This window comes from Luteimonas arsenica (genome assembly GCF_004352825.1).
Taxonomy (GTDB): Bacteria; Pseudomonadota; Gammaproteobacteria; order Xanthomonadales; family Xanthomonadaceae; genus Luteimonas; species Luteimonas arsenica.
In genome coordinates, this window is record NZ_SJRW01000001.1 from 831,635 (window position 1) to 855,076 (window position 23,442).

The following is a 23,442-nucleotide window of genomic DNA, read 5'->3' on the forward strand; positions in this document are numbered from 1 at the left end:
GGCGGCGGTGCCAGCCGGAGCCTCAGGCCCGCGGCAGCACGATCAGGCGCTTCTCGCGGTTGGGCCGGTAGAGGATGGCGACGTGGCCGATGCGCTGCACCAGGGCGGCGCCGGTGCGCTCGACCAGGCTGCCGATCAGGGCGTCGCGCTCCTCGCGGTCGGCGGCACCCACCTTCACCTTGATCAGTTCGTGGTGCTCCAGGGCACCGTCGACCTCGGCCACCACGGCGTCGGTCAGGCCCTTGCCGCCCACCTGCAGCATCGCCTTGAGCCCATGGGCCTGGCCGCGCAGGAAGCGGTTCTGGGCGGCGGTGAGCTCGACGGTCATGCGGGCGGCGGTCAGGTTCGGCGGGGCACGCAGGGTATCATGGCCGCTCCCCCCGTCCCGGGCCCGGCGATGGCCACCCGCAGCAAAAGCAGCCACCGCTGGCTCCAGGAGCATTTCTCCGACCCCTACGTGAAGAAGGCGCAGGCCGACGGCATGCGCTCGCGGGCGGCGTACAAGCTCGAGGAGCTGGTCGAGCGCGACCGGCTGCTGAAGCCGGGCATGACCGTGGTCGACCTCGGCGCCGCCCCCGGCGGCTGGTCGCAGTGGGTCCGCCAGGCCCTGGGCGACGGCGGCCGGGTGGTCGCCCTGGACATCCTGGAGATGCCGCCACTGGCCGGCGTGGAGTTCATCCACGGCGATTTCCGCGAGGACGAGGTCCTGGCCCGGCTCGAATCCGTGCTGGACGGAGCGGCGGTCGACCTTGTGTTGTCCGACATGGCCCCCAACAAGAGTGGTGTGAACGCCGTCGACCAGCCGCGGGCCATGTACCTGGCCGAGCTTGCGATGGACTTCGCCGACCGGCACCTGAAGCCGGGCGGCGATTTCCTGATCAAGCTGTTCCACGGCACCGGTTTCGACGACTACGTGCGCGAGCTGCGCCGGCGCTACGCCAAGGTCGTGGTCCGCAAGCCCGCGGCCTCGCGGCAACGTTCGCCGGAAGTCTATGCGCTCGCGCAGGGCAAGCTGGCGCGGATGAAGTAAATTGGCGGCTTGGCCGCGGAGAGTGGAATGAACGACCTGGTGAAGAATCTGATGCTGTGGGTGGTGGTCGCCGTCGTGCTGATGGTGGTCTTCAACAGCTTCAGCCCGAAGATGCCCGGCAGCCAGGAGGTCATGTACTCGCAGTTCATGTCCGAAGTGCGCACCGACCGCATCAAGTCCGTGGACATCTCCAGCGACGAGCGCTCGGTCCAGTTCCAGCGCAAGGACGGCACCAGCGGCATCACCACCGCACCGCGCCGCGACGACCGCATGGTCGACGACCTGATGAACCACAACGTGGAAATCAAGCAGGCGCCGCCGGAGTCGGGCATCACCCTGTGGTCGCTGCTGCTCAATTTCCTGCCGGTGCTGCTGATCATCGGCTTCTGGTTCTTCATGATGCGGCAGATGCAGCAGGGCGGCAGCAAGGGCGCGATGTCCTTCGGCCGCTCGCGCGCCAAGCTGCTCGGCGATGACCAGGTCAAGGTGACCTTCGCCGACGTCGCCGGCTGCGACGAGGCCAAGGAGGAGGTCGGCGAGCTGGTCGAGTTCCTGCGCGATCCCTCGCGCTTCCAGAAGCTCGGCGGCAAGATCCCGCGCGGCGTGCTGATGGTCGGCCCGCCCGGCACCGGCAAGACCCTGCTCGCCAAGGCGATCGCCGGCGAGGCCAAGGTGCCGTTCTTCTCGATCTCCGGCTCCGACTTCGTCGAGATGTTCGTCGGCGTCGGCGCCAGCCGCGTGCGCGACATGTTCGAGCAGGCGAAGAAGCACGCGCCGTGCATCATCTTCATCGACGAGATCGACGCCGTCGGCCGCCACCGCGGTGCCGGCCTGGGCGGCGGTCACGACGAGCGCGAGCAGACCCTGAACCAGCTGCTGGTCGAGATGGACGGCTTCGAGGGCGGCGAGGGCGTGATCGTGATCGCCGCGACCAACCGCCCCGACGTGCTCGACCCGGCGCTGCTGCGCCCGGGCCGCTTCGACCGCCAGGTGGTGGTCGGCCTGCCGGACGTGAAGGGCCGCGAGCAGATCCTCAAGGTGCACATGCGCAAGGTGCCGCTGGCCGACGACGTCGAGCCGATGGTGGTCGCACGCGGCACGCCGGGCTTCTCGGGCGCGGATCTCGCCAATCTGGTCAACGAGGCGGCGCTGTTCGCCGCGCGCGAAAACTCGAAGGAGGTCCGCATGGACCACTTCGACCGCGCGCGCGACAAGATCCTGATGGGTGCCGAGCGCCGCTCGATGGCGATGAGCGAGGACGAGAAGACGCTGACCGCCTACCACGAGGCCGGCCACGCCATCGTCGGCCGCCTGGTGCCCGAGCACGACCCGGTCTACAAGGTCACGATCATCCCGCGTGGCCGCGCGCTGGGCGTGACCATGTACCTGCCCGAGGGCGACAAGTACTCGATGAACCGCGTCGCGATCGAATCGCAGCTGTGCTCGCTGTACGGCGGCCGCGTCGCCGAGGAGCTGATCTTCGGCGAGGACAAGGTCACCACAGGCGCCTCGAACGACATCGAGCGCGCGACCAAGATCGCCCGCAACATGGTCACCAAGTGGGGCCTGTCCGACGCGATGGGGCCGATCGCCTACGGCGAGGAGGACGACGAGGTGTTCCTGGGTCGCTCGGTGACCCAGCACAAGAGCGTGTCCGACGACACCGCGCGCAAGATCGACGAGGTGGTGCGCGCGATCCTCGACAAGGCCTATGCCCGCACCCGCGAGATCCTGACCGAGAACATCGACAAGCTGCACGCGATGTCGAAGCTGCTGCTGGAGTACGAGACCATCGACGTGCCGCAGATCGACGCGATCATGGAAGGCCGCGAGCCGCCGGCGCCGATGGGCTGGAACAAGGCCGGAAAGGGTGGCGACGACGGCGACAGCGACGGCGACAAACGTCCGCTGCCCCCGATCAGTCCCGATCCCGCGCCGCAGGCCTGAGTCCTGCGGCCGGGCTGGCACGTGCACCCGCGACCGGGGCCGCGAGAGCGGCCCCGCTTCGTTTCCGACGGGCGATAATCGTCCCTCGCCACCGAGGAGCCCGCCATGTTCGACACCGTCCCCAGCCTGGACTGCGCCGGCCGCGCGCTGCGCCTCGACCGTCCGCGGGTGATGGGCATCGTCAACGTCACCCCGGATTCCTTCTCCGATGGCGGCGATCATTTCGACGCCGAGGCCGCGGTCGCCCACGGCCTGAAGCTGGCCGAGGAGGGTGCCGACATCCTCGACGTGGGCGGCGAATCCACCCGCCCCGGCTCCGAAGGCGTGGGCGCGGAGGAGGAGATCCGCCGCGTGGTGCCGGTGATCGAACGCCTGGTGCGCGAGACCGCGCTGCCGGTCAGCATCGACACCTGGCGCCCGGAGGTGATGCGCGCGGCGGTCGCCTCCGGTGCCGGCATGATCAACGACATCCGCGCGCTGCGCGCCGAGGGTGCTCTGGAAACCGCCGCGGAGCTCGACGTGCCCGTGGTCCTGATGCACATGCTCGGCGAGCCGCGCTCGATGCAGGACGCGCCGGAGTACGACGATGTCGTCGCCGACGTCCACCGCTTCCTCGCCGAGCGAATTTTCGCCGCCGAGATGGCGGGCATCCCGCGCAAGCGCCTGGTCGCCGACCCCGGCTTCGGCTTCGGCAAGACCACGCAGCACAACATCACCCTGCTGGCGCGGCTGGAGCGCTTCGCCGAGCTCGGCGTGCCGGTGCTGGCCGGCCTGTCGCGCAAGCGCAGCATCGGCGAGGTCACCGGCCGCGGGGATCCGCGCGAACGCGTGCACGGCTCGGTGGCCGCGCACCTGGTCGCCGCGCAGCGCGGCGCGATGCTGCTGCGCGTCCACGACGTGGCCGCCACCGTCGACGCGCTGAAACTGTGGGCGGCGGTGGATGCGGTGCCCACGCCGCGCGTCGCGGCCGCCACCGTGGACATCGCCTGGCCGGAGTGATCGCGGCGGTCGTGGAGCGGACCATGGCCTCCGGCGCATGCCCGGCCGCTGCTCCCGGGTTAGTCTGTGCCACCGCTGGCGCCCGGGGAGGGTGGCGGCACCCACCAGAGGAGGCACCGCGCCCATGCTCAAGGCCAGCACGCCGCTGATCGCCACTTTTCTCGTCTATCTCGCCGGCATGCTGCTGATCGGCTACTACGCCTGGCGCTCGACGAAGAGCTTCGACGACTACATCCTCGGCGGGCGCAGGCTGGGGCCGGCGGTGACCGCGCTGTCGGCCGGCGCCTCGGACATGAGCGGCTGGCTGATGATGGGCCTGCCGGGCGCGCTCTACATCAGTGGCCTGGCCGAAGCCTGGATCGCGGTGGGCCTGACCCTCGGCGCCTGGCTCAACTGGCGCTTCGTCGCCGGCCCGCTGCGGGTGTACACCGAGCACAGCGGCAATGCGCTGACCCTGCCCGACTACCTCACCCACCGTTTCAGGGACGACAGCCGCGTGCTGCGCGTGCTGGCGGCGCTGGTGATCCTGGTGTTCTTCGCGGTGTACTGCGCCTCGGGCGTGGTCGCCGGCGCGCGGCTGTTCGAGAGCGTGTTCGGCCTGTCGTATGCGCAGGCGATCTGGTGGGGTGCGGCGGTGACCATCGCCTACACCCTGGTCGGCGGCTTCCTGGCGGTGAGCTGGACCGACGTCGCCCAGGGCACGCTGATGCTGTTCGCGCTGGTGCTCACGCCGGTGATGGTGGTGGTGGCCAGCGGTGGCTTCGACACCAGCCTGGACCTGGTGCGCGAGGTCGATCCCACGCGCCTGCGCTGGTTCGGCGCGGGCGGTGCGGTTGCGGTCGTGTCGGCACTGGCCTGGGGCCTGGGCTATTGCGGCCAGCCGCACATCCTTGCGCGCTTCATGGCCGCGGAGAGCGTGCAGTCGATCCCGCGAGCGCGGAAGATCGGCATGGCCTGGATGATCCTGTGCCTGGTCGGATCGCTGGCGGTGGGCTTCTTCGGCATCGCCTATTTCGCCGCGCATCCCGAGGTGGCCGCGCCGGTGGAGGCCAACCCCGAGCGCGTGTTCATCACCGCGGTCGAGGTGCTGTTCAACCCCTGGGTGGCGGGCGTGATCCTGTCGGCGATCCTGGCGGCGGTGATGAGCACCCTGTCGAGCCAGCTGCTGGTGTGCTCCAGCGTGCTGTCGGAGGACTTCTACCGTGGCTTCCTGCGCCGCCAGGCCAGCCAGCGCGAGCTGGTCTGGGTCGGCCGCGCCAGCGTGCTGCTGGTTGCACTGGTGGCGCTGTGGCTGGCGCGCGACCCGGACAGCCGGGTGCTGGGCCTGGTGTCCTACGCCTGGGCCGGCTTTGGCGCGGCGTTCGGGCCGGTGCTGGTGCTGTCGCTGTTCTGGGGGCGGATGACCCGCAATGGGGCGCTGGCCGGCATGGTGGTGGGCGCGGTGGTGGTGATCGCCTGGAAGGTGGTCGCGGTGGGTCTGTACGGCTCGCAGCTCTACGAGATCGTGCCGGGCTTCATCGCCGCGACGCTGGCGATCGTCGCGGTCAGCCTGCTCGGCCGCGAGCCGGCGCAGTCCATCCGCGAGGGCCACGTCCAGGTGCGCCAGTCGCTGCGCGAAACCGGCTACTGAGCGCGCGGGCGCGCATGGGGATCGACCGCCGACCGCCCGTCATTGCACTGATGGGCCCGACCGCCTCGGGCAAGACCGCGTTCGCGCTGGACTGCGCGCAGCGCCTGGGTGGCGAGATCGTGAGCGTCGATTCGGCCCTGGTGTACCGCGGCCTCGACATCGGCGCGGCCAAGCCGACCGCGCAGGAGCGGGCGCGGGTGCCGCATCACCTGGTCGATGTCCGCGAGCCCTGGCTGCCGTACTCGGCCGCCGACTTCGCCGCCGAGGCGCGCGCGGCGCTCGATGGCATCGTCGCGCGTGGCCGACTGCCGATCCTCGCCGGCGGCACGGGGCTGTACTTCCGCGCCCTGCTGCAGGGCCTGTCGGCGATGCCTTCGGCCGACGAGGGCGTGCGCGCGGCGCTGGTGGACGAGGCGCGGGAGCGTGGCTGGGCGGCGCTGCATGCGGAGCTTGCGCGGGTGGATCCCGAGGCCGCGGGTCGCATCCATGCCACGGACGCACAGCGGATCCAGCGCGCGTTGGAGGTGTACCGGCTGAGCGGGCGCAGCATCAGTGAATGGCGGGCGGAGCCGCAGGCCCCGCGCCTGCCGTACCGCGTGTTCAAGCTGGTGCTGGCACCGCACGACCGCGCGGTGTTGCACGGGCGGATCGCCGCGCGCTTCGACGCCATGCTGGCCGAAGGCTTCCTTGCCGAGGTCGGGGCCCTGCGCGCGCTGCCGCAGCTGCGCGACCACCCCGCGCCGCTGGATCTGCCGGCGCTGCGCGCGGTGGGCTATCGCCAGGCCTGGGAGCACCTGGACGGCAGCACCGATGCCCTCGGGTTCCGCGAACGCGCCATCGCCGCCACCCGGCAGCTGGCCAAGCGCCAGTTCACCTGGCTGCGCGGGGAGCTGGACGCGCGCTGGTTCGATCCCGCCACCGATCAGCGCGATCTGGAGCGAGCGGTGGCCGATTTCCTGGGCTGAATGGCCCCTCCGGCGTGGCGCCGGCCGTGCGCGGCGTCACGCCCGACGCGATCCGGCGGTCCCGGCAGGCGCCGGTCGTATAAGATCATCCGGTCGCCACGGGGAGTGGTACGGCGGCGCGGCGGGAACGCCGCATCCATCGATAACAACAACAAGCTACTGGGGAATATTGATGTCCAAGGGACAGTCCTTGCAGGATCCTTTCCTGAACGCCCTGCGCCGCGAGCGGGTTCCGGTTTCCATCTACCTCGTCAACGGCATCAAGCTGCAGGGCACCATCGAGTCCTTCGACCAGTTCGTCGTGCTCCTGCGCAACACCGTCAGCCAGATGGTCTACAAGCATGCGATCTCGACCGTGGTCCCGGCGCGCAACGTGCGCGTGGGCCCGGGCGGCGGCGTGGTCCAGGCCACCGATGACGCCTCCGCCGAGGACGGCGGCGCCGACGAGGCCGAGTGAGGCTTGCGTCGGCGGGCTCCGGCCCCATGTCAGGGCCATGACACCACGCCGCCGACCGCATGCCCACCCAGCTGTTTGAGCGCTCCCGCGGGGGCGAGAACGCGCTGCTGATCCAGCCCCACGCCGGCGGACCGCCGGACGAGGGCGCGCTGGAGGAATTCGCCGAACTCGCGCGCTCGGCCGGGGCCGCGGTCGCCCACGTGATGACCGCGCGCATCGACCGCCCGAACGCCGCCACCCTCCTGGGCAGCGGCAAACTCGACGAGATCAGGGCCGCGGCCGATGCCACCGGCGCCGACCTGGTGCTGGTCAACCATGCGCTGAGCCCGGGCCAGGAGCGAAACCTGGAGAAGCTGCTGGAGCGCCGCGTGGTCGACCGCACCGGGCTGATCCTCGACATCTTCGCCCAGCGCGCGCGCAGTCACGAAGGCAAGCTGCAGGTCGAACTCGCCCAGCTCAAACACATGGCCACGCGGCTGGTGCGCGGCTGGACCCACCTCGAGCGGCAGCGCGGCGGTTCGATCGGCCTGCGCGGCCCCGGCGAGACCCAGCTCGAGACCGACCGCCGCCTGTTGCAGAAGCGGGTGGACATGCTGCAGAAGCGCCTGGGCAAGGTCGAGGTCCAGCGCGGCCAGATGCGTCGGGCGCGCGTGCGCAGCGAGCTGCCGCGCGTGGCCCTGGTGGGCTACACCAACGCCGGCAAGTCGACGCTGTTCAACGCGCTGACCGGCGCCGACGCCTATGCCGCCGACCAGCTGTTCGCGACCCTGGACCCGACGGTGCGCCGGATCACCCTGCCGGGCGGCCACGTGGTGCTGGCCGACACCGTCGGCTTCGTCCGCGACCTGCCGCACGAACTGGTGGCGGCGTTCCGCTCCACCCTCAGCGAGGCCCGCGAGGCCGACCTGCTGGTGCACCTGATCGACGCTTCCGACCCCCTGCGCGACGAGCGCGTGGCCCAGGTGGACGAGGTACTGGCCGAGATCGGTGCCGGCGATATCCCGCAGCTGCTGGTCTACAACAAGATCGACCGCCTGGGCATCCCGGCGCGGCATGATCGGCCGCACGCGGGCGACCATCCCGAAGAGGCCGCGGTGCGTGAGCGGGTGTGGATCTCGGCGCGCGACCGCGAGGGCCTGGACCTGCTGCGCGATGCCCTGGGCCGCCGCCTGGGCCTGCGCCGGCTGCAGGCCGGGCTGCGCCTGCCGACCGATGCGGGCCGCCTGCGCGCGCAGTTGCACGAGGTCGACGCGGTCCGCGGCGAATCGCACGACGAGGACGGCTGGACGCTCGACATCGACCTGCCGCTGGCCGATGCCCGGCGCCTGGCGGCGCAGTCCGACGGCGCGCCGCTGCGCCCGCTGCTGCCCGAAGAATGAGCGCGGTCATCGCGGCCGGACCGCGGTGCCCACACCTTGTAGAATGCACCTTCGCTGCCGGCCCCCGGCGGCGGGATCCCCAGACTGGAGCCAGCATGGCCTGGAACATCCCCGGCAAGAACAACGACGACCGCGGTTCGGGCCGCGACGGTGGCAACGACGACCGCCGCCAGAACCCCTGGCCGCCGCGCCGGAACAACAGCGGCGGTGGCCGCGGTCGCGGCGGTGGCGGGGGGCCCTTCGACGGCATCCTCGACCAGCTCCGGCGCATGTTCGGCGGCGGGCCGGGCGGCGGCAGCCCGCTGCGCTGGATCGGCATCGGCCTGGTGCTGTGGCTGGCCTTCAACTGCTTCGTGCTGGTCGGCGAGCAGGATCGCGGCGTGGTGCTGCGCTTCGGCAAGTTCGCCCGCGTCATGCAGCCGGGCCCGAACTTCAAGGCGCCGTGGCCGATCGAGAGCGTCACCACGATCAACACCACCGGCGTGCGCACCTTCAGCAACAGCCTGCCGGTGCTGACCCGTGACGAGAACATCGTCACCGTGTCGTTCAACGTCCAGTACCGCATCAGCGACCCGGAGATGTACCTGTTCGGCTCGCGCGATGCCGACCGGGTGCTGGAGCAGGTGGCGCAGAGCGCGGTGCGCGAGCAGATCGGCCGCGCCAACCTGGACTCGGCGCTCAACGCGCGTGGCCCGCTGTCGGCCGCCGCCGCGACCTCGCTGCAGGCCTCGCTGGAGACCTACCGCACCGGCCTGATCGTGACCGAGCTGAGCCTGCAGGACGCGCGCCCGCCGGAGGAGGTCAAGCCGGCCTTCGACGAGGTCAACAGCGCCCAGCAGATGAACGAGCGCCTGGTGAACGAGGCCCGTGCCTATGCCGCGCGCATCGTCCCCGAGGCCCGAGGCCAGGCGCAGCGCGTGCGCACCACCGCCGAGGGCTACAAGACCGCGGCCGTTGCCGGCGCGACCGGTGACGCGCAGCGCTTCAGCCTGCTGGTGGACGAATACAAGAAGGCGCCCGAAGTCACCCGCAAGCGCCTGTGGCTGGACACCGTCCAGGAGGTGCTGGCCGAGAACCGCACCGTGGTCGGCGGCGACGGACGCCAGCTCATCTACGTACCGATGGAGGGGCAGGGCGGGGGCTCGCAGCCGCCGCTGCTGACGCCTGACCTGGTCTCGCCGCAGGGCAGCTCCGGATCCGAGTCCGGTCCGGTGGTGCCGGCCGCCTCCAGCAACCTGCCGCGCCCGCCGCGTGATGGAGCCACCCGATGAAGCCCCAGCTGATCATTCCCGTCGTCCTGGTCGTGCTCCTGGGCCTGCTGGGCTCGATGTTCGTCGTCCGCGAAGGCCAGGTCGGCCTGGTGCTGAACCTCGGCCGCGTGGCACGCACCGACATCGCCCCGGGCCTGCACTTCAAGATCCCGCTGATCGAGACCGCGCGCGTGTTCGACCGCCGCTTCCAGGCCAACGAATTCCCGCCCGAGCGTTCGCTGACCTCCGAGCGCAAGGACGTGAGCGTGGACTTCGTCGCGATCGGCTTCATCGTCGACGCCGCCGACTTTTACCGCGCCACCGGCGGCAACGAGGAACTGGTGACCGCGCGCCTGGCGCCGATCATCAAGGAATCGCTGCGCAACGAGATCAACTCGCAGACCCTGACCGAACTGGTCTCGGGCAACCGCGCCGAGCTGATCGAACGCCAGCTGCCGGGCATCAACCAGGGCGCGAAGACCCTGGGCATGCAGGTGGTGGACATCCGCTTCAAGCAGATCGACCTGCCCACCGACAGCGACGTCATCAGCCAGGTCTACGACCGCATGCGCGCCGAGCGCCGCCAGGTGGCCGCCGCGCTGCGCGCCGAGGGCGAGGAGCAGGCGCGGATCGTCCGCGCCGAGGCCGACCGCGAGCAGACCGTGCTCCTGGCCGAGGCCGAGCGCGACGCCCAGAAGCTGCGAGGCGAGGGCGACGCCGAGGCCACGCGGATCTATGCCGAAGCCGCCAACCGCGATCCGGCGTTCTTCGCCTTCCAGCGCAGCCTGGATGCCTATCGCCGTTCCTTCGCCAGCGGTGACGCGGTGATCGTGCTGGAGCGCAACGATCCGTTCCTGCAGTACATGCGCAGCGACCGCTGAGCCTCGGGCGACCGGGATGAAGGACCTCTGGGCCGCCCTGTGCCTGGTGGCGGTGCTGGAAGGCCTGCTGCTGTTCGCGGCGCCAGGCGCGTGGAAGCGCGCCGTGGCGCAGATGCTGGCGACCCCCGATCGCCAGCTGCGGACCATCGGCGGCCTGGTGCTGGCCGCAGGCCTGCTGGCGCTGTGGTGGGTGCGCCAGGGCTGAGGCAGCCGCCGGCAGCACGCCGGGCTGGCTCCCGGCGCGGAAAGCCGGGATAATCCACAAAAGCCGGAAGGGCCCGCTGCACAGCGCGGACCTCCGGCTTTTTCCCGTTCAAGGAGCAGTGGTCATGGGTCAGTCGGTGGTGGTGCTGGGCGCCCAGTGGGGCGACGAGGGCAAGGGCAAGATCGTCGACCTGCTGACGCAGGACATCGGCGGCGTGGTCCGCTTCCAGGGTGGGCACAACGCAGGCCACACCCTGGTGATCGGCGGCAAGAAGACCGTGCTGCACCTGATCCCCTCCGGCATCCTTCGCGAGGACGCGCTGTGCCTGATCGGCAACGGCGTGGTGCTCTCGCCCGCGGCACTGATGAAGGAGATCGCGGAACTCGAGGAGGCGGGCGTGGAAGTCCGCTCGCGGCTGAAGATCAGCCCGGCGACGCCGCTGATCATGCCGTACCACATCGCCCTCGACCAGGCGCGCGAGAAGGCCGCCGGCGGCAAGGCCATCGGCACCACGGGCCGCGGCATCGGCCCGGCCTACGAGGACAAGGTGGCGCGCCGCGGCATCCGCGTCGCCGACCTGCACTATCCGGCGCAGCTCGAAGAGCTGCTGCGCACCGCGCTCGACTACCACAACTTCGTGCTGACCCGTTACCTGGGCGTCGACGCGGTCGACTTCCAGCAGACCTATGACGAGGCCCTGGCCTTCGGCGACTACGTCGAGCCGATGAAGTCCGACGTCGCGGGCATCCTCCACGACCTGCGCAGGCAGGGGAAGAAGGTGCTGTTCGAAGGCGCGCAGGGCTCGCTGCTCGACATCGACCACGGCACCTATCCCTACGTCACCAGCTCCAACACCACCGTCGGTGGCGCGCTGGCCGGCACCGGGGTGGGCGCGGACTCGATCGACTACGTGCTGGGCATCTGCAAGGCCTATGCCACCCGCGTCGGCGGCGGCCCGTTCCCGACCGAGCTCGACGACGAGGTGGGCCAGCGCCTGCGCGACCGCGGCCAGGAGTATGGCGCCACCACCGGCCGCCCGCGCCGCTGCGGCTGGATCGACATCGTTGCGCTCAAACGCGCGGTGGCGATCAACGGCATCAGCGGCCTGTGCATCACCAAGCTCGACGTGCTCGACGGCTTCGACAAGCTGAAGCTGTGCATCGCCTACCGCTATCGCGGCAAGGAGACCGAGTACGCGCCGCTCGACGCCCAGGGGTGGGCCGAGTGCGAACCGGTGTACCTGGAGTTCCCCGGCTGGACCGAGGATACCCACGGCATCACCGAGTGGGACAAGCTGCCGGCGGCGGCGCGCGCCTACCTGCGTGCGCTGGAGGAGCTGGCGGGCTGCCCGCTGTCGATCGTCAGCACGGGGCCGGACCGGGAGCACACGATGGTGCTGCAGGATCCGTTCGCCTGAGGTAGCGCCGGGCCGGGCATGAAGAAGCCCCACTGACGCGCGTACGGCGCGTCAGTCCAGCTGTGGCGGGCCGGCCGTGGGCAGCAGGGCGGCGCAGCTCTCCAGCAGGGCGATGAGCTGGTCCTGTTCGGCGGGCGTGAGCGCGCGCATGGCACTTTCGATGGCGGCGCGTGCCGCGGCGCTGCCGCGCGTGACCAGCTCCACCGCCGCGGGCGTGGCCGCCAGCGCCTGCACGCGCTTCAGGTCCGGGTGCGGGCTGCGGGTGACCAGGCCGTCGCGCTCCAGCCGGGCCAGGATCTGGTGCATCGTCTGCGGCGACACGCCGTTGCGGCGGGCCAGCTCGGCGTTCGACAGCCCCGGATGCTCGACCAGCGCCATCAGCGCCAGCGCCTGCGGTCGCGTCAGGTCCAGGCCTTCCTCCTGCAGCCGGCGGTCCACCGCCGCGCTCAGGCCCAGGTGCAGGCGGCGGGCCAGCACGCCGGTGCGGTAGGCACGTGATTTCCTGAACGCCTGCAGGCTGCTGGTCTTGCGGCCGGCCATCCCGGTCTCCGTCGTCACCCACTGACTATCAGTGTGCTGATACCTTGCCGCACTTTCCGGTACGAGTCCGTGACGATGCCCGTTCCTTCCCGACTGCTGGCGGCTTCCGCTGTCCTGGCGTTCGCGCTCGCCGTGGCGGGCTGCGGCGCGGACGAGCCGCCCGAGGCCGTGCCCAGCCTCACCGTGAGCCTGGCGGCGCCGCAGCTGCGCGAGGTCAGCCGCGACGTGGTGGCCTCGGGTGCGGTGGCGGCGTGGGAAGAGGTCTCGGTGGGCGTGGAGCTCTCCGGCCTGCGCGTGGCCTCGGTAGAGGTCGAGGTGGGCAGCGTGGTTGCCGCCGGCGACGTGCTGCTGCGCGTCGACGACCGCACCCTGGCCTCGCAGCTGGCGCAGTCGGACGCGCAGGTGCGCGAGGCGCGGACCAATCTCGAGACCGCGCGCCGCAAGGCCGCGCGCATCCGCGAGCTGGCGGACTCGCAGATGGTCGCGCTGCAGGATGCCGAGGAAGCCGAGGCGGCGCGCGCCAACGCCGAGGCGCGGCTCAATACCGCCATCGCCAGCCGCGACGCCGCGCGCGTGCAGCGCGACTTCACCCTGGTGCGCGCGCCGGTGGGCGGCGTGGTCTCGGCACGCAGCGTGCAGCCGGGGCAGGTGGTGGGCGCGGGTACCGAGCTGCTGCGGCTGATCCGCGACGGCCGGCTCGAATGGCGCGCGGAGCTGGCCGAGGCCGACCTGCTGCGCGTCGACGCCGGCACGCCGGTGCGCGTGGAGGCACCGGGCGGGAGCGTGGTCGACGGCCGCGTGCGCACGGTCTCGCCGGCGCTGGATGCGCAGAGCCGCACGGGCACGGTGTACGTCGATCTCCCGGACCCGGGCGCGCTGCGCGCGGGCATGTTCGCGCAGGGCCGCCTCGCGCTTGACCGCGCGCAGGCGCTGCTGGTGCCGGGCGACGCCGTGGTGCGCCGGGACGGCCGCGCCTTCGTGTTCACCGTGGGTGACGACGGCCGCGTGCGCGAGCGCGTTGTCGAGCTCGGTGGGGCGCACGGTGACCTGGTCGAGGTTCGCGACGGGCTGGCGCAGGACGATCGCGTGGTCGCGCGTGGCGCCGGCTTCCTGGGCGATGGCGACCTGGTGCGCGTGGTCGAGGGCGAAGGCGCAGTGGATGCCGCGGATGACGCCAGCGCGAAGGCCGCGCCCGCGGCCAGGACCGTCGCCGAATGAACTTCTCCGCCTGGTCGATCCACCGCCCGCTTCCGGCGATCCTGGTCTTCATCCTGCTGACCGCCGCGGGCCTGCTGGCCTTCAACAGGCTCGCCGTCTCGCAGTTCCCCGACCTCACCGTGCCGGTGGTCAACGTGACGGTGACGCTGCCCGGCGCAAGTCCGAGCACGCTGGAAACCCAGGTCACGCGCAAGGTCGAGGACGCCACCGCCAGCATCGCCGGCCTGCGCAACATGGCCTCGATCGTCAACGAGGGCGTGTCGACCACGATCCTCACCTTCGAGATCGAAAAGGACGGGACCATCGCCAAGGACGAGGTGCGCGACGCCATCGACCGCGTGCGCATCGACCTGCCGGCCGACGTCGAGCCGCCGATCGTGTCGCTGGTCAACGTCACCGGCGGCGACATGCTGACCTATGCCGTCACCGCCGATGGCTGGAGCGACGAGGAGCTCAGCTGGTTCATCGACGACACCGTGTCCAAGCGGCTGTTTGCGGTGCCCGGCGTCGGCGCGGTGCGCCGCATCGGCGGCGTCGACCGCGAGATTCGCGTGGCGCTGCGGCCCGAAGCGGTGCAGGGCTTCGGCGCCAGCCCCGCGCTGATCAGCCAGCAGCTCGCGCGCATCCAGCAAGAGCAGCCCGGCGGGCGCACCACCGTGGGCGGAGGCGAGCAGGCGGTGCGCACGCTCGGCACGGTCGACAGCGCCGCCGACCTCGCCGACTTCCCCATCTCCATGCCCGACGGCCGCAGCGTGCGCCTGTCGACGCTGGCCACGGTGAGCGACGGCCACGCCACCGTCAGCCAGCGCACCACGCTCGATGGCCGTCCGGTGATCGGCTTCGCCGTGCAGCGCACCACCGGCACCAGCGAGGTCGACGTCGGCAACGCCGTGCGCGAGAGCGTGGCGAAGCTGCAGCAGGAGCAGCCGCGCGTGCGCGTGGTGGAAGTGGCCTCCACCACCCAGGTGGCCGAGGACTCGTTCGACTCCTCGATGCACATGCTCTACGAGGGCGCGGCGCTGGCGGTGCTGGTGGTGTTCCTGTTCCTGCGCGACTTCCGCGCCACCTTCATCAGCGCCGTGGCGCTGCCGCTGTCGATCATCCCGACCTTCGCGGTGATGTACTGGCTGGGCTTCAGCCTCAACATGATCACCCTGCTGGCACTCGCCGTGGTGGTCGGCATCCTGGTCGACGACGCCATCGTCGAGGTCGAGAACATCGACCGCCACCTGCGCATGGGCAAGGCGCCGAAGCAGGCCGCGCTCGAGGCCGCCGACGAGATCGGCCTGGCGGTGATCGCGACCTCGTGCACGCTGGCGGCGGTGTTCATCCCCGTGGCCTTCATGCCCGGCATTCCCGGCAAGTTCTTCCGCGAGTTCGGCTGGACCGCGGCCGCGGCGGTGATGTTCTCGCTGCTGGTGGCGCGCCTGATCACGCCGATGATGGCGGCGTACATGCTGAAGCCGCTGCCCGAGCACAAGGGCGACTCGAAGCTGATGCAGTGGTACCTGCGCTTCGTCGACAACGCGCTGCAGCACCGCAACCGCACGCTGGTGGTCGCGCTGGGCATCTTCATCGGCTCGCTGGCGCTGCTGCCGCTGCTGAAGGTCACCTTCATCCCACCCACCGACGGCATCCAGAGCAACGTGCTGATCGAGCTGCCGCCGGGCACCGCGCTCGCCACCACCGAAGAGGTGGCCGAGACCGCGCGCCGGCGCATCGCCGACATCCCCGAGATCGAACACGTGTTCGTGACCGCCGGCAGCAACTCGGGTGCCAACGGCCCCGCGGGCGACCTCACCAGCGCCGAACTGCGCAAGGCCACGCTCACGATCCGCTGGAAGGACGACCGCGACCTGACCCAGTACGAGCTGGAAACGGTGGTCCGCGAGCGACTGGCCGACCTGCCCGGCGTGCGCCTGAGCTTCCAGGGTGGCGAGCCTGGGCGCGCGCTGCAACTGGTGCTGGCTGGCGACGACCCGGTCAAGCTGGCCGCGGCCGCGCGCGAGGTGGAGCGCGAGATCCGGCAGCTGCCCGGCCTGGGCACCGTCGGGTCATCGGCGGCGCTGGTGCGGCCGGAAGTGATCGTGCGCCCGGACCCCGCGCGCGCGGCCGACCTGGGCGTGTCCACCGCCGACATCGCCGCCGCCACCCGTGTGGCCACCCGCGGCGATTACGAACAGTTCCTCGCCAAGCTCAACCTGCCCGAACGCCAGGTACCGATCCGCGTGCAGCTGGACGAACGCGCGCTGTCGGATCCCTCGCTGCTCGGCCAGCTGCGCGTGCCGACGTCCACCGGCGGCAGCGTGCCGCTGTCGTCCGTGGCCTCGATCACCACCGCCAGCGGGCCGTCGCAGATCGACCGCTTCGACAGGCGTCGCAACGTCACGATCACCGTCGACCTCAACGGCATGGCGATGGGCGAGGTGGAAGGCCAGATCGACGCGCTGCCCTCGCTGCAGAACCTCCCGCCGGGCGTGGACCGCCAGGCCGCCGGCGACAGCGAGATCTTCGCCGAGATGTTCGGCGGCTTCGCCATGGCCATGGTGGCCGGCATCTTCTGCGTCTACGGGGTGCTGCTGCTGCTGTTCAACCACGCGAGCCAGCCGGTGACGATCCTGGTCGCGGTGCCGCTGGCCGCGGGCGGCGCGTTCGGCGCGCTGCTGATCACCGGCCTGGACATCTCGCTGTCGGTGCTGATCGGCCTGATCCTGCTGATCGGCATCGCGGTCAAGAACTCGATCCTGCTGGTCGACTACGCCGTGATGGCCGAGGAAAAGGGCATGACCCGCCACGAGGCGCTGATGGACGCGTGCCACAAGCGTGCGCGGCCGGTGATCATGACCACGCTGGCGATGGGGGCGGGCATGATGCCGATCGCGCTGGGTCTGACGGCGGATTCAAGCTTCCGCATGCCGATGGCGGTGGCGGTGATCGGTGGGTTGATCACCTCGACGGTGTTGAGCCTGGTGGTGGTGCCGGCGGCGTACACGCTGGTGGATGATGTGGAGGAGCGGGTGCTCGGGAGGTTGCGGCGGAGGGCCGCAAACGCCAGTGAGGTTGCGGCGCCACCATGACTGGCATCACGATAGCGGCGGCGGGTGCAATGGAGTGGCAGGTGTCGACAGGCAAGGCTGGCAGGCTGGGTGGGGCATACCGTCGGCGATCCCGCGCCGCGCAGGGACGGGCATTCGGTCTGGCGTTGGGTCTGGTCCTGCTTGTACCGGCCACCTCGGCACTCGCGCAGGATGCGGACGCACTCAGCTTCGATCAGGCGCGCGAGCGGTTGGAACGGGTCTCCGACGCGCTGGCTGCCGCGGACGCCAACCTGCGCGCCCGGCAGGACCTGTCCGATGCGACCGCGCGCCTGCGGCTGCCGGAGATTTCGCTCGAAGCGCGCTACCTGGAGTTCCAGAAGACGCTGAGCTTGCCGCTGGGTTCGCTGGCGCCAGTGGGCGAGGCGTTCGGCATCGAAAGCCCGTTGCGGTTCCAGGAGCGCGACCGGCGATTGCGTCCGGTGTTGACCACGGTGCTGCCCCTGTACACGGGCGGGCAGATCCCGGCCGCGCAGGCGGCGGCCGCGGCCGCCCTGCGTGGGGCGGACGCGGAGCGGGCGCAGCAGTCCCAGAAGCTGACGTCGCAACTGGTCCAGGCCTACTTCGGCCAGGGCCTGGCCGAGCAGGCGCTGAGTGTGCGCCGCGAGGTGCGCGACGGCATGCGCCAGCACCTGGCCCATGCCGAATCGCTTGAACGCGAAGGCTTCGCCACGCGCGCGCAGGTGTTGCAGGCGGTCGTCGCGCGTGATGCCAGCGAGCGCGAGTACCAGAAGGCGCTCAACGACCGCGACGCCGCCGCCCAGGCCCTGGCGCTGCTGCTGCGCAGCGATGGGCCGGTGACGCCGATCACGCCGCTGTTCGTGGTCGGCACATCGCCGGGCACGCTGGAGGCGTTCACCCGGGCCGCGCTTGAGCGGCACCCGCAGCTGGCGCAGCTGCGGGCGCTTGACGACCAGGCGGGCGCAGGCGTGCGTGTGCAGGAGGCGTCACTGAAACCGCAGGTGTACCTGTTCGGCCAGTACGACCTGTACCGCGAGGATGCGCTGCTGACCGACACCGATTGGGCCTTCGGCATTGGCCTGAAGTACACCTTCCTGTCCGGGCGGGATCGCCCGCGCCAGATCAGTGCTGCGCGCGCGCAGCAGGAGCAGGCGCAGGCCGCACTGCGCGAGGCGCAGAACCAGATCAGGATCGGCGTGGCACAGGCCTGGAATGCGCTGGAAACGGCACGCCAGCAGTTCCTGCTGCTCGACAGCAGCATCGAGCAGGCGCGTGAGAACCTGCGCCTGCAGGAACTGGCGTTCCGCGAGGGGCAGTCGACCTCGCTCGATGTCATGGACGCCAGGCTCGGCCTTGGCGCCGCACGGGTCGAACACGCGCACGCCGCCTACGACTATTGCGTGGCATTGGCGCACCTGCTCGAGCTGGGTGGCCAGTCGGCGCGCTTTGGCGAGTACATCCGCAAGGCAGACCACAGGGTATTTCCCCATGAATGAACCCGCTCCGTCGCCGCCGCCGCCACCCGTGGCTGCGGATGCACCGTCCGGCCGCCGTCGCCTGCGCCTTGTCGCCCTGGGCGTGATGGCCGTGATCCTGGTCGGCGGCCTGTGGCTGGCGTTCCGCAGCCCGGCGGACCTGGTGCAGGGCATGGCCGATGCCGACAGCATCAACGTGTCGGCCAAGGTGACCGCGCGGGTGTCGGCGCTGCTGGTGGCCGAGGGGGAGCGGGTCGAGGCGGGGCAGGTACTGTTCGAGCTGGACAGCCCCGAGATCGCCGCGAAGCAGCGACAGGCCGAAGCCGCGCTCGCGGCCGCGCAGGCGCTGGCGGACAAGGCCGAGGAAGGCGCGCGCGTGGAGGACATCCGCGCAGCGGAGGCCAACTGGCGGCGCGCCCAGGCCGGACACGAACTGGCGCGTTCCACCTTCCAGCGCCTGGAGCGGCTGCATGCCGAGGGCGTGGTCACCCGGCAGCAGCGCGACGAGGCCCGTGCGAAGGCGATCGATGCCGAGCAGCAGGCGCGCGCAGCGCGGGCGCTGTACGAACAGGCGCAGGCCGGCGCCCGCGAACAGGACAGGAGCGCCGCGCAGGCGCAGGTGCGGCAGGCCGAAGGCGCCGTGGCCGAAGTGCAGGCGGCTGAAAGCGAAGTGCGCGGCCGCGCGCCGACGGCCGGCGAGGTGTCCAAGCGCCTGGTCGAAACCGGCGAGCTGGTGGCGGCCGGCTATCCGGTCTTCACCCTGGTCGACCTCGACCACATGTGGGTGGCGTTCCACCTGCGCGAGGACCAGTTCGCGGGCCTGGAGGTGGGCCGCCGCCTGCGCGGTTCGATCCCGGCGCTGGAGCGCGAGGACGTCGAGTTCGAGGTCTACCACATCAGCCCGGCCGGCGATTTCGCGACCTGGCGCGCGACCCGGCAGTCGGCCGGCTACGACGTGAGGAGTTTCGAAGTGCGCGCGAGGCCGGTCGCGGAAGTCGCAGGCTTCCGGCCGGGCATGAGCGTGCTGTTCGCATGGCCGCAACGCTGACGCGGCCCACGGCACGCGAGGCGTTCGTCCGTTCGGCGTTGCGCGAGTGCGCACGGCTGCGCGCCGATCCCTGGGATCTGGCGTTGGCCACGTGGGTCCCGCTGCTGGCGCTGGCGCTGCTGGCCTGGATGTTCTCGGCCGGCGTGCCGCGCGAACTGCCGGTGGCGGTGGTCGATCATGACAACAGCGCGGCCAGCCGCGAACTGGTGCGCAGGCTCGATGCCGTGCCGGGCCTGCGGGTGGCCGCGCGGCCGGCGGACCTGACGCAGGCCTGGTCGGAGGTGCGCGCGGTCCGGGCGTTCGCGGTGGTGCACGTGCCTGCGGGTGCCGAGCGTCAGGTCCTGCGTGGCGGCAGCGCCGTTGTTTTCGCCTACTACAACGCCAGCCACCAGACGGCAGGGCAGGCGGTGCTGCGGGGGATCGGAGAGGCGGCGCAGGCGACCAGTGCGCATCTCGTACGCCGTGGGGTGGCGCGGGTCGGCGGGGCGCAGGCGGTCCGCCAGCCGCCGCTGCGGGTGCAGGCCACCGTGCTGGCCAACGCCGCGCGCAGCTACGAGCACTTCCTGCTCGGCCTGCTGTTCCCGGCACTGCTGCACCTCGCCGCCTGCCTGGCGATGGTGGGCGCGCTCGGGCGCGAACTGCGTGACGGCAGCGCGGGCACATGGCTGGCCGAGTGCGGCGATCGCCTGCTGCCGGCGGTGGCCGGCAAGCTGGCGCCGTACCTGCTGCTGTTCACCGCCTACGGCACGCTGTCGCTGCTCTGGCTGGCCGCGATCCGCGGCGGTGTGGCCGGCAGCGCGGTACTGCTGGTCGCCGCGCAGGCGGCGATGTACCTGGCCTACGGCGGCATCGCGCTGCTGCTGGTCGGGGCCACCCGCAACATGGGCACGTCGCTGTCGCTGACCGGACTGTATGCGGGCACGTCGCTGGCGTTCTCGGGCGCCACGTTCCCGGTGCAGGGAGCGCCGCTGTTCGCACAGGCCTGGAGCCAGCTGCTTCCCTTCACCGCCTACCTCAAGCTGCAGGCGCAGCAGCTCGACCTGGATGCGGCATGGACGGCCTCGCTGTCGTTGCTGGGGACCCTGCTGCTGTTCGTGCTGGTGGCCGGCGGCGCGGGGCTGCGCCTGTATGCGCGCGGAGCGCGCGATCCGGCCTCCTGGGGGCAGCGATGAACCAGGTGAGGGCCGCCTTCCTGGAGACTCTGCGCGCCGTGTTCTCGGACCGCTACGCGGTGGTGACGCTGATCGGCGCCGTGGTGCTGTACTCGTTCTTCTACCCGGTCGCCTACCGGCACCAGGTGGCTTCGCAGTATCCGGTGCTGGTGGTCGACCTCGACCATAGCGCCATGAGCCGCGCCCTGGTGCGCAAGGCGGGCGCGGTGCGCGCGGTGAGGATCGTCGGCGATGCGACCTCGGTGGAGGAGGCCCGGCCAAGGATCGCCCGTGGTGAAGCGCAGGGCCTGCTGGTGGTGCCCGCGGGGTTCGAACGCGGGATCCTGCGCGGCGGGCAGGGGCAACTGGCGCTGTACGGCAGTGGTGCGTTCCTCGGTCGCGGCGGCGTGGTGCTGGAGGGCCTGGGCGAGGCCGCCGCCGCGTTCGCGCGCGAGGCCGCCGTGGTGCAGGCAGGTTTCGCAGGTGCGCCCGGTGCAGCGCCGCTGCAGGTGGTGGCGCGGCCGCTGTTCAACACCCGCGAGGGTTACGGCAGCGCCGTGGTGCCGGGCGTGGCACAGCTGATCGTGCAGCAGACACTGCTGATCGGCATGCTGGTCATGGCCGGCACGCGTCGCGAACGCCTGGGTCGGCTGGCGTTCTCGCGCCGCGGCCTGCTCGGCATCGCCGCCGCGTTCGCGCTGATCGGCGTGTGCAGCATGCTGTACTACAACGGTCTGGTGATGTGGCTCCAGGACTATCCGCGTGGCGGCAATCCGCCCGGTACGCTGGTGGGCGGAGCGCTGTACGTGGCCGCGGTGGTGGCGTTCGCGCTTTTCGCAGGCAGTTTCTTCCGCACCCGCGAACGGCCCTTCCAGCTGATGCTCGTCACCGCGCTGCCACTCTTCTTCCTGTCCGGGCTGTCATGGCCGGCCGTGGCGATGCCACAGCCCCTGGCGTGGCTGGCGAGGCTTGTTCCCTCCACGCCCGGCATCAACCTGATGGTGAAGTTCAACCAGATGGGCGCAAGCTTCGCCGAGGCGCTTCCCGAGTTGTGCAACCTCTTTTTTTTGACACTGCTGTATGGCGCGCTGGCGGTATGGCGCTACGCCCCGGGGCGGGACGGCGCCTGACGGGCCGGTCACGGAGCACGGGGCCGGGGCGGCTTCTGCGCGGGTATCGGAGATCGTCTGCGCGCTGGATGTGCTGGCCGACAATATCGATCCGGCCGAAAGCTGCAAGGCCTTCCGCGGCCGCATGCCGAGCGCCGACGCCCTGCTGCGCAACCGCGGCCTGAAGTGACCCTTCGGCGGGTGCGGTAACGAAAAGGCGACCCGGGCGACCGGGTCGCCCTTTTCATGCTGCGGACGACGCACCGGAGCCGCCGCGTCATCCGCCGCGCGGCCACGCACCGGCGCTCAGTCGCCGGCGGTCTTCCGGGTGCCGGCGCCCGCGAACTCCGGAAACGCCTCCTCCAGCGAGCCCTCGTCCGGCAGCACGTAGAACACGCCGCCGCGCGCGAAGGTGGGGCTGACGACCTGCTCGTAGAACGCCGGAGACACGTTGATGCAGCCGTGGGTGACCCGGTTGTCGTCGGGCGTTGGCGAGGCCAGGCGCTCGGGGCGCTTTTCCTCCGGCACGCCGGTCGCGGTCGGGTGGATCGAGACCGCGGAGTCGTAGTCGACCCACAGCACGCGGCCGGCATCGATGGACGGACCGTAGCCGCCGACGAAGCGGCCCGCCGGGGTGGTTCGGTCGCGGCCGGGGATCTCGCGCAGGGCGAGGCCCGCGATGCCGGGGGCGGTGTGGTCGCCCACGGCGGAGCCGAACAGGCCGGGCGCGGCGCCGCGCAGGCGGCCATCGCCGCCGAACACGAGGATCTGGGCGGCGGCCTTGTCCATGATCGCGAAGGGATAGCCCTGGCTGTCGCCGGAGGCGACGACCCAGCCGGCCAGTTCGATCACCGTGTCGGAGACGTCCTGGCCGCGGGGCAGTTCGTCCAGTGACGTCACCGGCGGGGTGCCGTCGTCGCGCGCGCTGGCGGTGGCGCCCACGCTGGCCAGCGCCAGCGCCAAGGCCAGCGCAACCGCGCGCCGGCGCGGGTGGGGGAGGGAGTGGGGGAAAGTACGGATGGGAAGCTCCTCGGGGGCGGAACACCATCCAACGCGGGGATCCGCGCCGCGCAGGCGACGGATCCCCGCGCCGGTCGGTCAAGCGGAGTGCGTGCTCACCCGCGCGGCACGCGGCGCGGCGACGATTCCAGCTGCTGCACGCGGCCTTCGATCTGGTCGAGCCGCTGGTTGGCACGCTGGGCGCCCTGGTTGGCGGATTCGGCGCTCTGGGCCGCGCCCTGCACCTGGGTGTCGAGGCGGTCGAGGCGGGAGTTGATGCCGGCGAACTCGTCGTCGTAGGTGGCGCAGGCGGACAGGCCGACGGCGGCGACCATCGCGACGCCAAGGGTTCGCGCCATCACAAGATGCTGCCTGGACAGGGACATGGCGGGGCTCCTTCGTTTGGGGGAGACCGAATATAGCCCTGTTTTTTCGCGGCCTCCGTCGGCAGCTTCAGCCCGGGTTGGCGTACGTGGAGAGGGCGTGAAGATTGACGTCTGCCACGGTCAGCGGCGCGATCCGCGGTTGAAAACCCGCTGGACCGCGATGCCCACCAGCATCGCGGGCACGAACCACAGGGCTTCGCGCGCGGCCGTGCCCAACCCGGCCAGGGCCGGACCCGGACAGTACCCCGCCAGCCCCAGCCGACCCCGAACAGCGCCGCGCCGCCCAGCAGCCGCGCGTCC

Annotated in this window: 21 protein-coding genes and 1 pseudogene; 17 read left to right on the top strand and 5 right to left on the bottom strand. The window is 71.3% G+C overall.

The window, feature by feature from the left end; translation table 11 throughout:
* Nucleotides 1-22: 22 nt before the first annotated feature.
* Complete coding sequence (yhbY, locus tag E2170_RS03865; protein WP_132999306.1) at nt 23-328, bottom strand: ribosome assembly RNA-binding protein YhbY; 306 nt, start codon at nt 326-328, stop codon at nt 23-25.
* A 69-nt stretch (nt 329-397) separates the two neighbouring features.
* Here yhbY and rlmE point away from each other — a divergent pair, with 69 nt between their 5' ends.
* The 11 genes from rlmE to E2170_RS03920 all read left to right on the top strand — a co-directional run bounded on the left by rlmE (nt 398) and on the right by E2170_RS03920 (nt 12,160).
* Nucleotides 398-1,030, top strand: coding sequence for a 23S rRNA (uridine(2552)-2'-O)-methyltransferase RlmE (gene rlmE / locus E2170_RS03870; RefSeq protein ID WP_133000002.1), 633 nt, complete (start codon nt 398-400; stop codon nt 1,028-1,030).
* 27 nt (nt 1,031-1,057) lie between these two features.
* Nucleotides 1,058-2,977, top strand: coding sequence for an ATP-dependent zinc metalloprotease FtsH (gene ftsH, locus E2170_RS03875; protein WP_132999307.1), 1,920 nt, complete (start codon nt 1,058-1,060; stop codon nt 2,975-2,977).
* A gap of 105 nt (nt 2,978-3,082) precedes the next feature.
* Nucleotides 3,083-3,976 carry a dihydropteroate synthase gene (folP, locus tag E2170_RS03880; RefSeq protein WP_132999308.1) on the top strand — a complete coding sequence of 298 codons (894 nt, stop codon included), beginning with the start codon at nt 3,083-3,085 and terminating at the stop codon, nt 3,974-3,976.
* Nucleotides 3,977-4,100: 124 nt separating this feature from the next.
* The gene (putP, locus tag E2170_RS03885; RefSeq protein WP_132999309.1) at nt 4,101-5,606 is read left to right on the top strand and encodes a sodium/proline symporter PutP; all 1,506 of its coding nucleotides are present in this window, start codon (nt 4,101-4,103) and stop codon (nt 5,604-5,606) included.
* Nucleotides 5,607-5,620: 14 nt separating this feature from the next.
* On the top strand, nt 5,621-6,571 hold the full coding sequence (gene miaA, locus E2170_RS03890) for a tRNA (adenosine(37)-N6)-dimethylallyltransferase MiaA (protein WP_132999310.1): 951 nt from the start codon (nt 5,621-5,623) through the stop codon (nt 6,569-6,571).
* Nucleotides 6,572-6,743: 172 nt separating this feature from the next.
* A complete protein-coding gene (hfq, locus tag E2170_RS03895) occupies nt 6,744-7,028 on the top strand; it encodes an RNA chaperone Hfq (protein ID WP_132999311.1) in 285 nt (94 codons plus the stop codon).
* 71 nt (nt 7,029-7,099) lie between these two features.
* Nucleotides 7,100-8,407: a ribosome rescue GTPase HflX gene (hflX, locus tag E2170_RS03900; protein WP_133000003.1), complete on the top strand. Its 1,308-nt coding sequence runs from the start codon at nt 7,100-7,102 to the stop codon at nt 8,405-8,407.
* 95 nt (nt 8,408-8,502) lie between these two features.
* Complete coding sequence (gene hflK / locus E2170_RS03905) at nt 8,503-9,678, top strand: FtsH protease activity modulator HflK (RefSeq protein ID WP_132999312.1); 1,176 nt, start codon at nt 8,503-8,505, stop codon at nt 9,676-9,678.
* Nucleotides 9,675-10,538, top strand: coding sequence for a protease modulator HflC (gene hflC, locus E2170_RS03910; protein ID WP_132999313.1), 864 nt, complete (start codon nt 9,675-9,677; stop codon nt 10,536-10,538). The genes hflK and hflC overlap by 4 nt, the downstream gene beginning before the upstream one ends.
* A gap of 16 nt (nt 10,539-10,554) precedes the next feature.
* Entirely contained in the window at nt 10,555-10,743 is a 189-nt protein-coding gene (locus E2170_RS03915; protein ID WP_132999314.1) for a DUF2065 domain-containing protein, read from the top strand.
* 124 nt (nt 10,744-10,867) lie between these two features.
* Entirely contained in the window at nt 10,868-12,160 is a 1,293-nt protein-coding gene (locus tag E2170_RS03920) for an adenylosuccinate synthase (protein ID WP_132999315.1), read from the top strand.
* 51 nt (nt 12,161-12,211) lie between these two features.
* Here the strand turns inward: E2170_RS03920 and E2170_RS14130 are convergent, their stop codons facing one another.
* Nucleotides 12,212-12,700, bottom strand: coding sequence for a MarR family winged helix-turn-helix transcriptional regulator (locus tag E2170_RS14130; RefSeq protein ID WP_132999316.1), 489 nt, complete (start codon nt 12,698-12,700; stop codon nt 12,212-12,214).
* A gap of 75 nt (nt 12,701-12,775) precedes the next feature.
* Between E2170_RS14130 and E2170_RS03930 the strand changes: the two genes are divergently transcribed.
* Genes E2170_RS03930 through E2170_RS03955 form a run of 6 tightly spaced genes read left to right on the top strand, consistent with a single transcriptional unit; the run spans nt 12,776 to nt 21,778 of the window.
* Nucleotides 12,776-13,918, top strand: a complete 1,143-nt coding sequence (locus E2170_RS03930; protein WP_132999317.1) for an efflux RND transporter periplasmic adaptor subunit — start codon at nt 12,776-12,778, stop codon at nt 13,916-13,918.
* Entirely contained in the window at nt 13,915-16,995 is a 3,081-nt protein-coding gene (locus tag E2170_RS03935; RefSeq protein ID WP_132999318.1) for an efflux RND transporter permease subunit, read from the top strand. The genes E2170_RS03930 and E2170_RS03935 overlap by 4 nt, the downstream gene beginning before the upstream one ends.
* 29 nt (nt 16,996-17,024) lie before the next feature.
* Nucleotides 17,025-18,470, top strand: a complete 1,446-nt coding sequence (locus E2170_RS03940; RefSeq protein WP_133000004.1) for a TolC family protein — start codon at nt 17,025-17,027, stop codon at nt 18,468-18,470.
* Entirely contained in the window at nt 18,463-19,497 is a 1,035-nt protein-coding gene (locus E2170_RS03945) for an HlyD family secretion protein (RefSeq protein ID WP_132999319.1), read from the top strand. Before E2170_RS03940 ends, E2170_RS03945 begins: the two co-directional genes overlap by 8 nt.
* Nucleotides 19,482-20,669: an ABC transporter permease gene (locus tag E2170_RS03950; protein ID WP_132999320.1), complete on the top strand. Its 1,188-nt coding sequence runs from the start codon at nt 19,482-19,484 to the stop codon at nt 20,667-20,669. The genes E2170_RS03945 and E2170_RS03950 overlap by 16 nt, the downstream gene beginning before the upstream one ends.
* On the top strand, nt 20,666-21,778 hold the full coding sequence (locus tag E2170_RS03955) for an ABC transporter permease (protein ID WP_132999321.1): 1,113 nt from the start codon (nt 20,666-20,668) through the stop codon (nt 21,776-21,778). The genes E2170_RS03950 and E2170_RS03955 overlap by 4 nt, the downstream gene beginning before the upstream one ends.
* A 285-nt stretch (nt 21,779-22,063) precedes the next feature.
* On the opposite strand, the gene E2170_RS03960 is transcribed toward E2170_RS03955, so the two are convergent.
* From E2170_RS03960 to E2170_RS13990, 3 genes and pseudogenes are all read right to left on the bottom strand, one after another.
* A complete protein-coding gene (locus E2170_RS03960) occupies nt 22,064-22,720 on the bottom strand; it encodes a L,D-transpeptidase (protein ID WP_026070257.1) in 657 nt (218 codons plus the stop codon).
* Between the two features lie 152 nt (nt 22,721-22,872).
* The gene (locus E2170_RS03965; RefSeq protein WP_132999323.1) at nt 22,873-23,142 is read right to left on the bottom strand and encodes a hypothetical protein; all 270 of its coding nucleotides are present in this window, start codon (nt 23,140-23,142) and stop codon (nt 22,873-22,875) included.
* 120 nt (nt 23,143-23,262) lie between these two features.
* Nucleotides 23,263-23,409 (bottom strand): annotated as a pseudogene (locus E2170_RS13990) (DUF6691 family protein); the annotation flags it as partial.
* Between the last annotated feature and the right edge of the window lie 33 nt (nt 23,410-23,442).

Coding starts and splice junctions, on each gene's coding strand:
- yhbY (WP_132999306.1), bottom strand. CDS start 328: ATGACCGTCGAGCTCACCGCCGCCCAGAACCGCTTCCTGCGCGGCCAG.
- rlmE (WP_133000002.1), top strand. CDS start 398: ATGGCCACCCGCAGCAAAAGCAGCCACCGCTGGCTCCAGGAGCATTTC.
- ftsH (WP_132999307.1), top strand. CDS start 1,058: ATGAACGACCTGGTGAAGAATCTGATGCTGTGGGTGGTGGTCGCCGTC.
- folP (WP_132999308.1), top strand. CDS start 3,083: ATGTTCGACACCGTCCCCAGCCTGGACTGCGCCGGCCGCGCGCTGCGC.
- putP (WP_132999309.1), top strand. CDS start 4,101: ATGCTCAAGGCCAGCACGCCGCTGATCGCCACTTTTCTCGTCTATCTC.
- miaA (WP_132999310.1), top strand. CDS start 5,621: ATGGGGATCGACCGCCGACCGCCCGTCATTGCACTGATGGGCCCGACC.
- hfq (WP_132999311.1), top strand. CDS start 6,744: ATGTCCAAGGGACAGTCCTTGCAGGATCCTTTCCTGAACGCCCTGCGC.
- hflK (WP_132999312.1), top strand. CDS start 8,503: ATGGCCTGGAACATCCCCGGCAAGAACAACGACGACCGCGGTTCGGGC.
- hflC (WP_132999313.1), top strand. CDS start 9,675: ATGAAGCCCCAGCTGATCATTCCCGTCGTCCTGGTCGTGCTCCTGGGC.
- E2170_RS03915 (WP_132999314.1), top strand. CDS start 10,555: ATGAAGGACCTCTGGGCCGCCCTGTGCCTGGTGGCGGTGCTGGAAGGC.
- E2170_RS03920 (WP_132999315.1), top strand. CDS start 10,868: ATGGGTCAGTCGGTGGTGGTGCTGGGCGCCCAGTGGGGCGACGAGGGC.
- E2170_RS14130 (WP_132999316.1), bottom strand. CDS start 12,700: ATGGCCGGCCGCAAGACCAGCAGCCTGCAGGCGTTCAGGAAATCACGT.
- E2170_RS03930 (WP_132999317.1), top strand. CDS start 12,776: ATGCCCGTTCCTTCCCGACTGCTGGCGGCTTCCGCTGTCCTGGCGTTC.
- E2170_RS03935 (WP_132999318.1), top strand. CDS start 13,915: ATGAACTTCTCCGCCTGGTCGATCCACCGCCCGCTTCCGGCGATCCTG.
- E2170_RS03940 (WP_133000004.1), top strand. CDS start 17,025: ATGGAGTGGCAGGTGTCGACAGGCAAGGCTGGCAGGCTGGGTGGGGCA.
- E2170_RS03945 (WP_132999319.1), top strand. CDS start 18,463: ATGAATGAACCCGCTCCGTCGCCGCCGCCGCCACCCGTGGCTGCGGAT.
- E2170_RS03950 (WP_132999320.1), top strand. CDS start 19,482: ATGGCCGCAACGCTGACGCGGCCCACGGCACGCGAGGCGTTCGTCCGT.
- E2170_RS03955 (WP_132999321.1), top strand. CDS start 20,666: ATGAACCAGGTGAGGGCCGCCTTCCTGGAGACTCTGCGCGCCGTGTTC.
- E2170_RS03965 (WP_132999323.1), bottom strand. CDS start 23,142: ATGTCCCTGTCCAGGCAGCATCTTGTGATGGCGCGAACCCTTGGCGTC.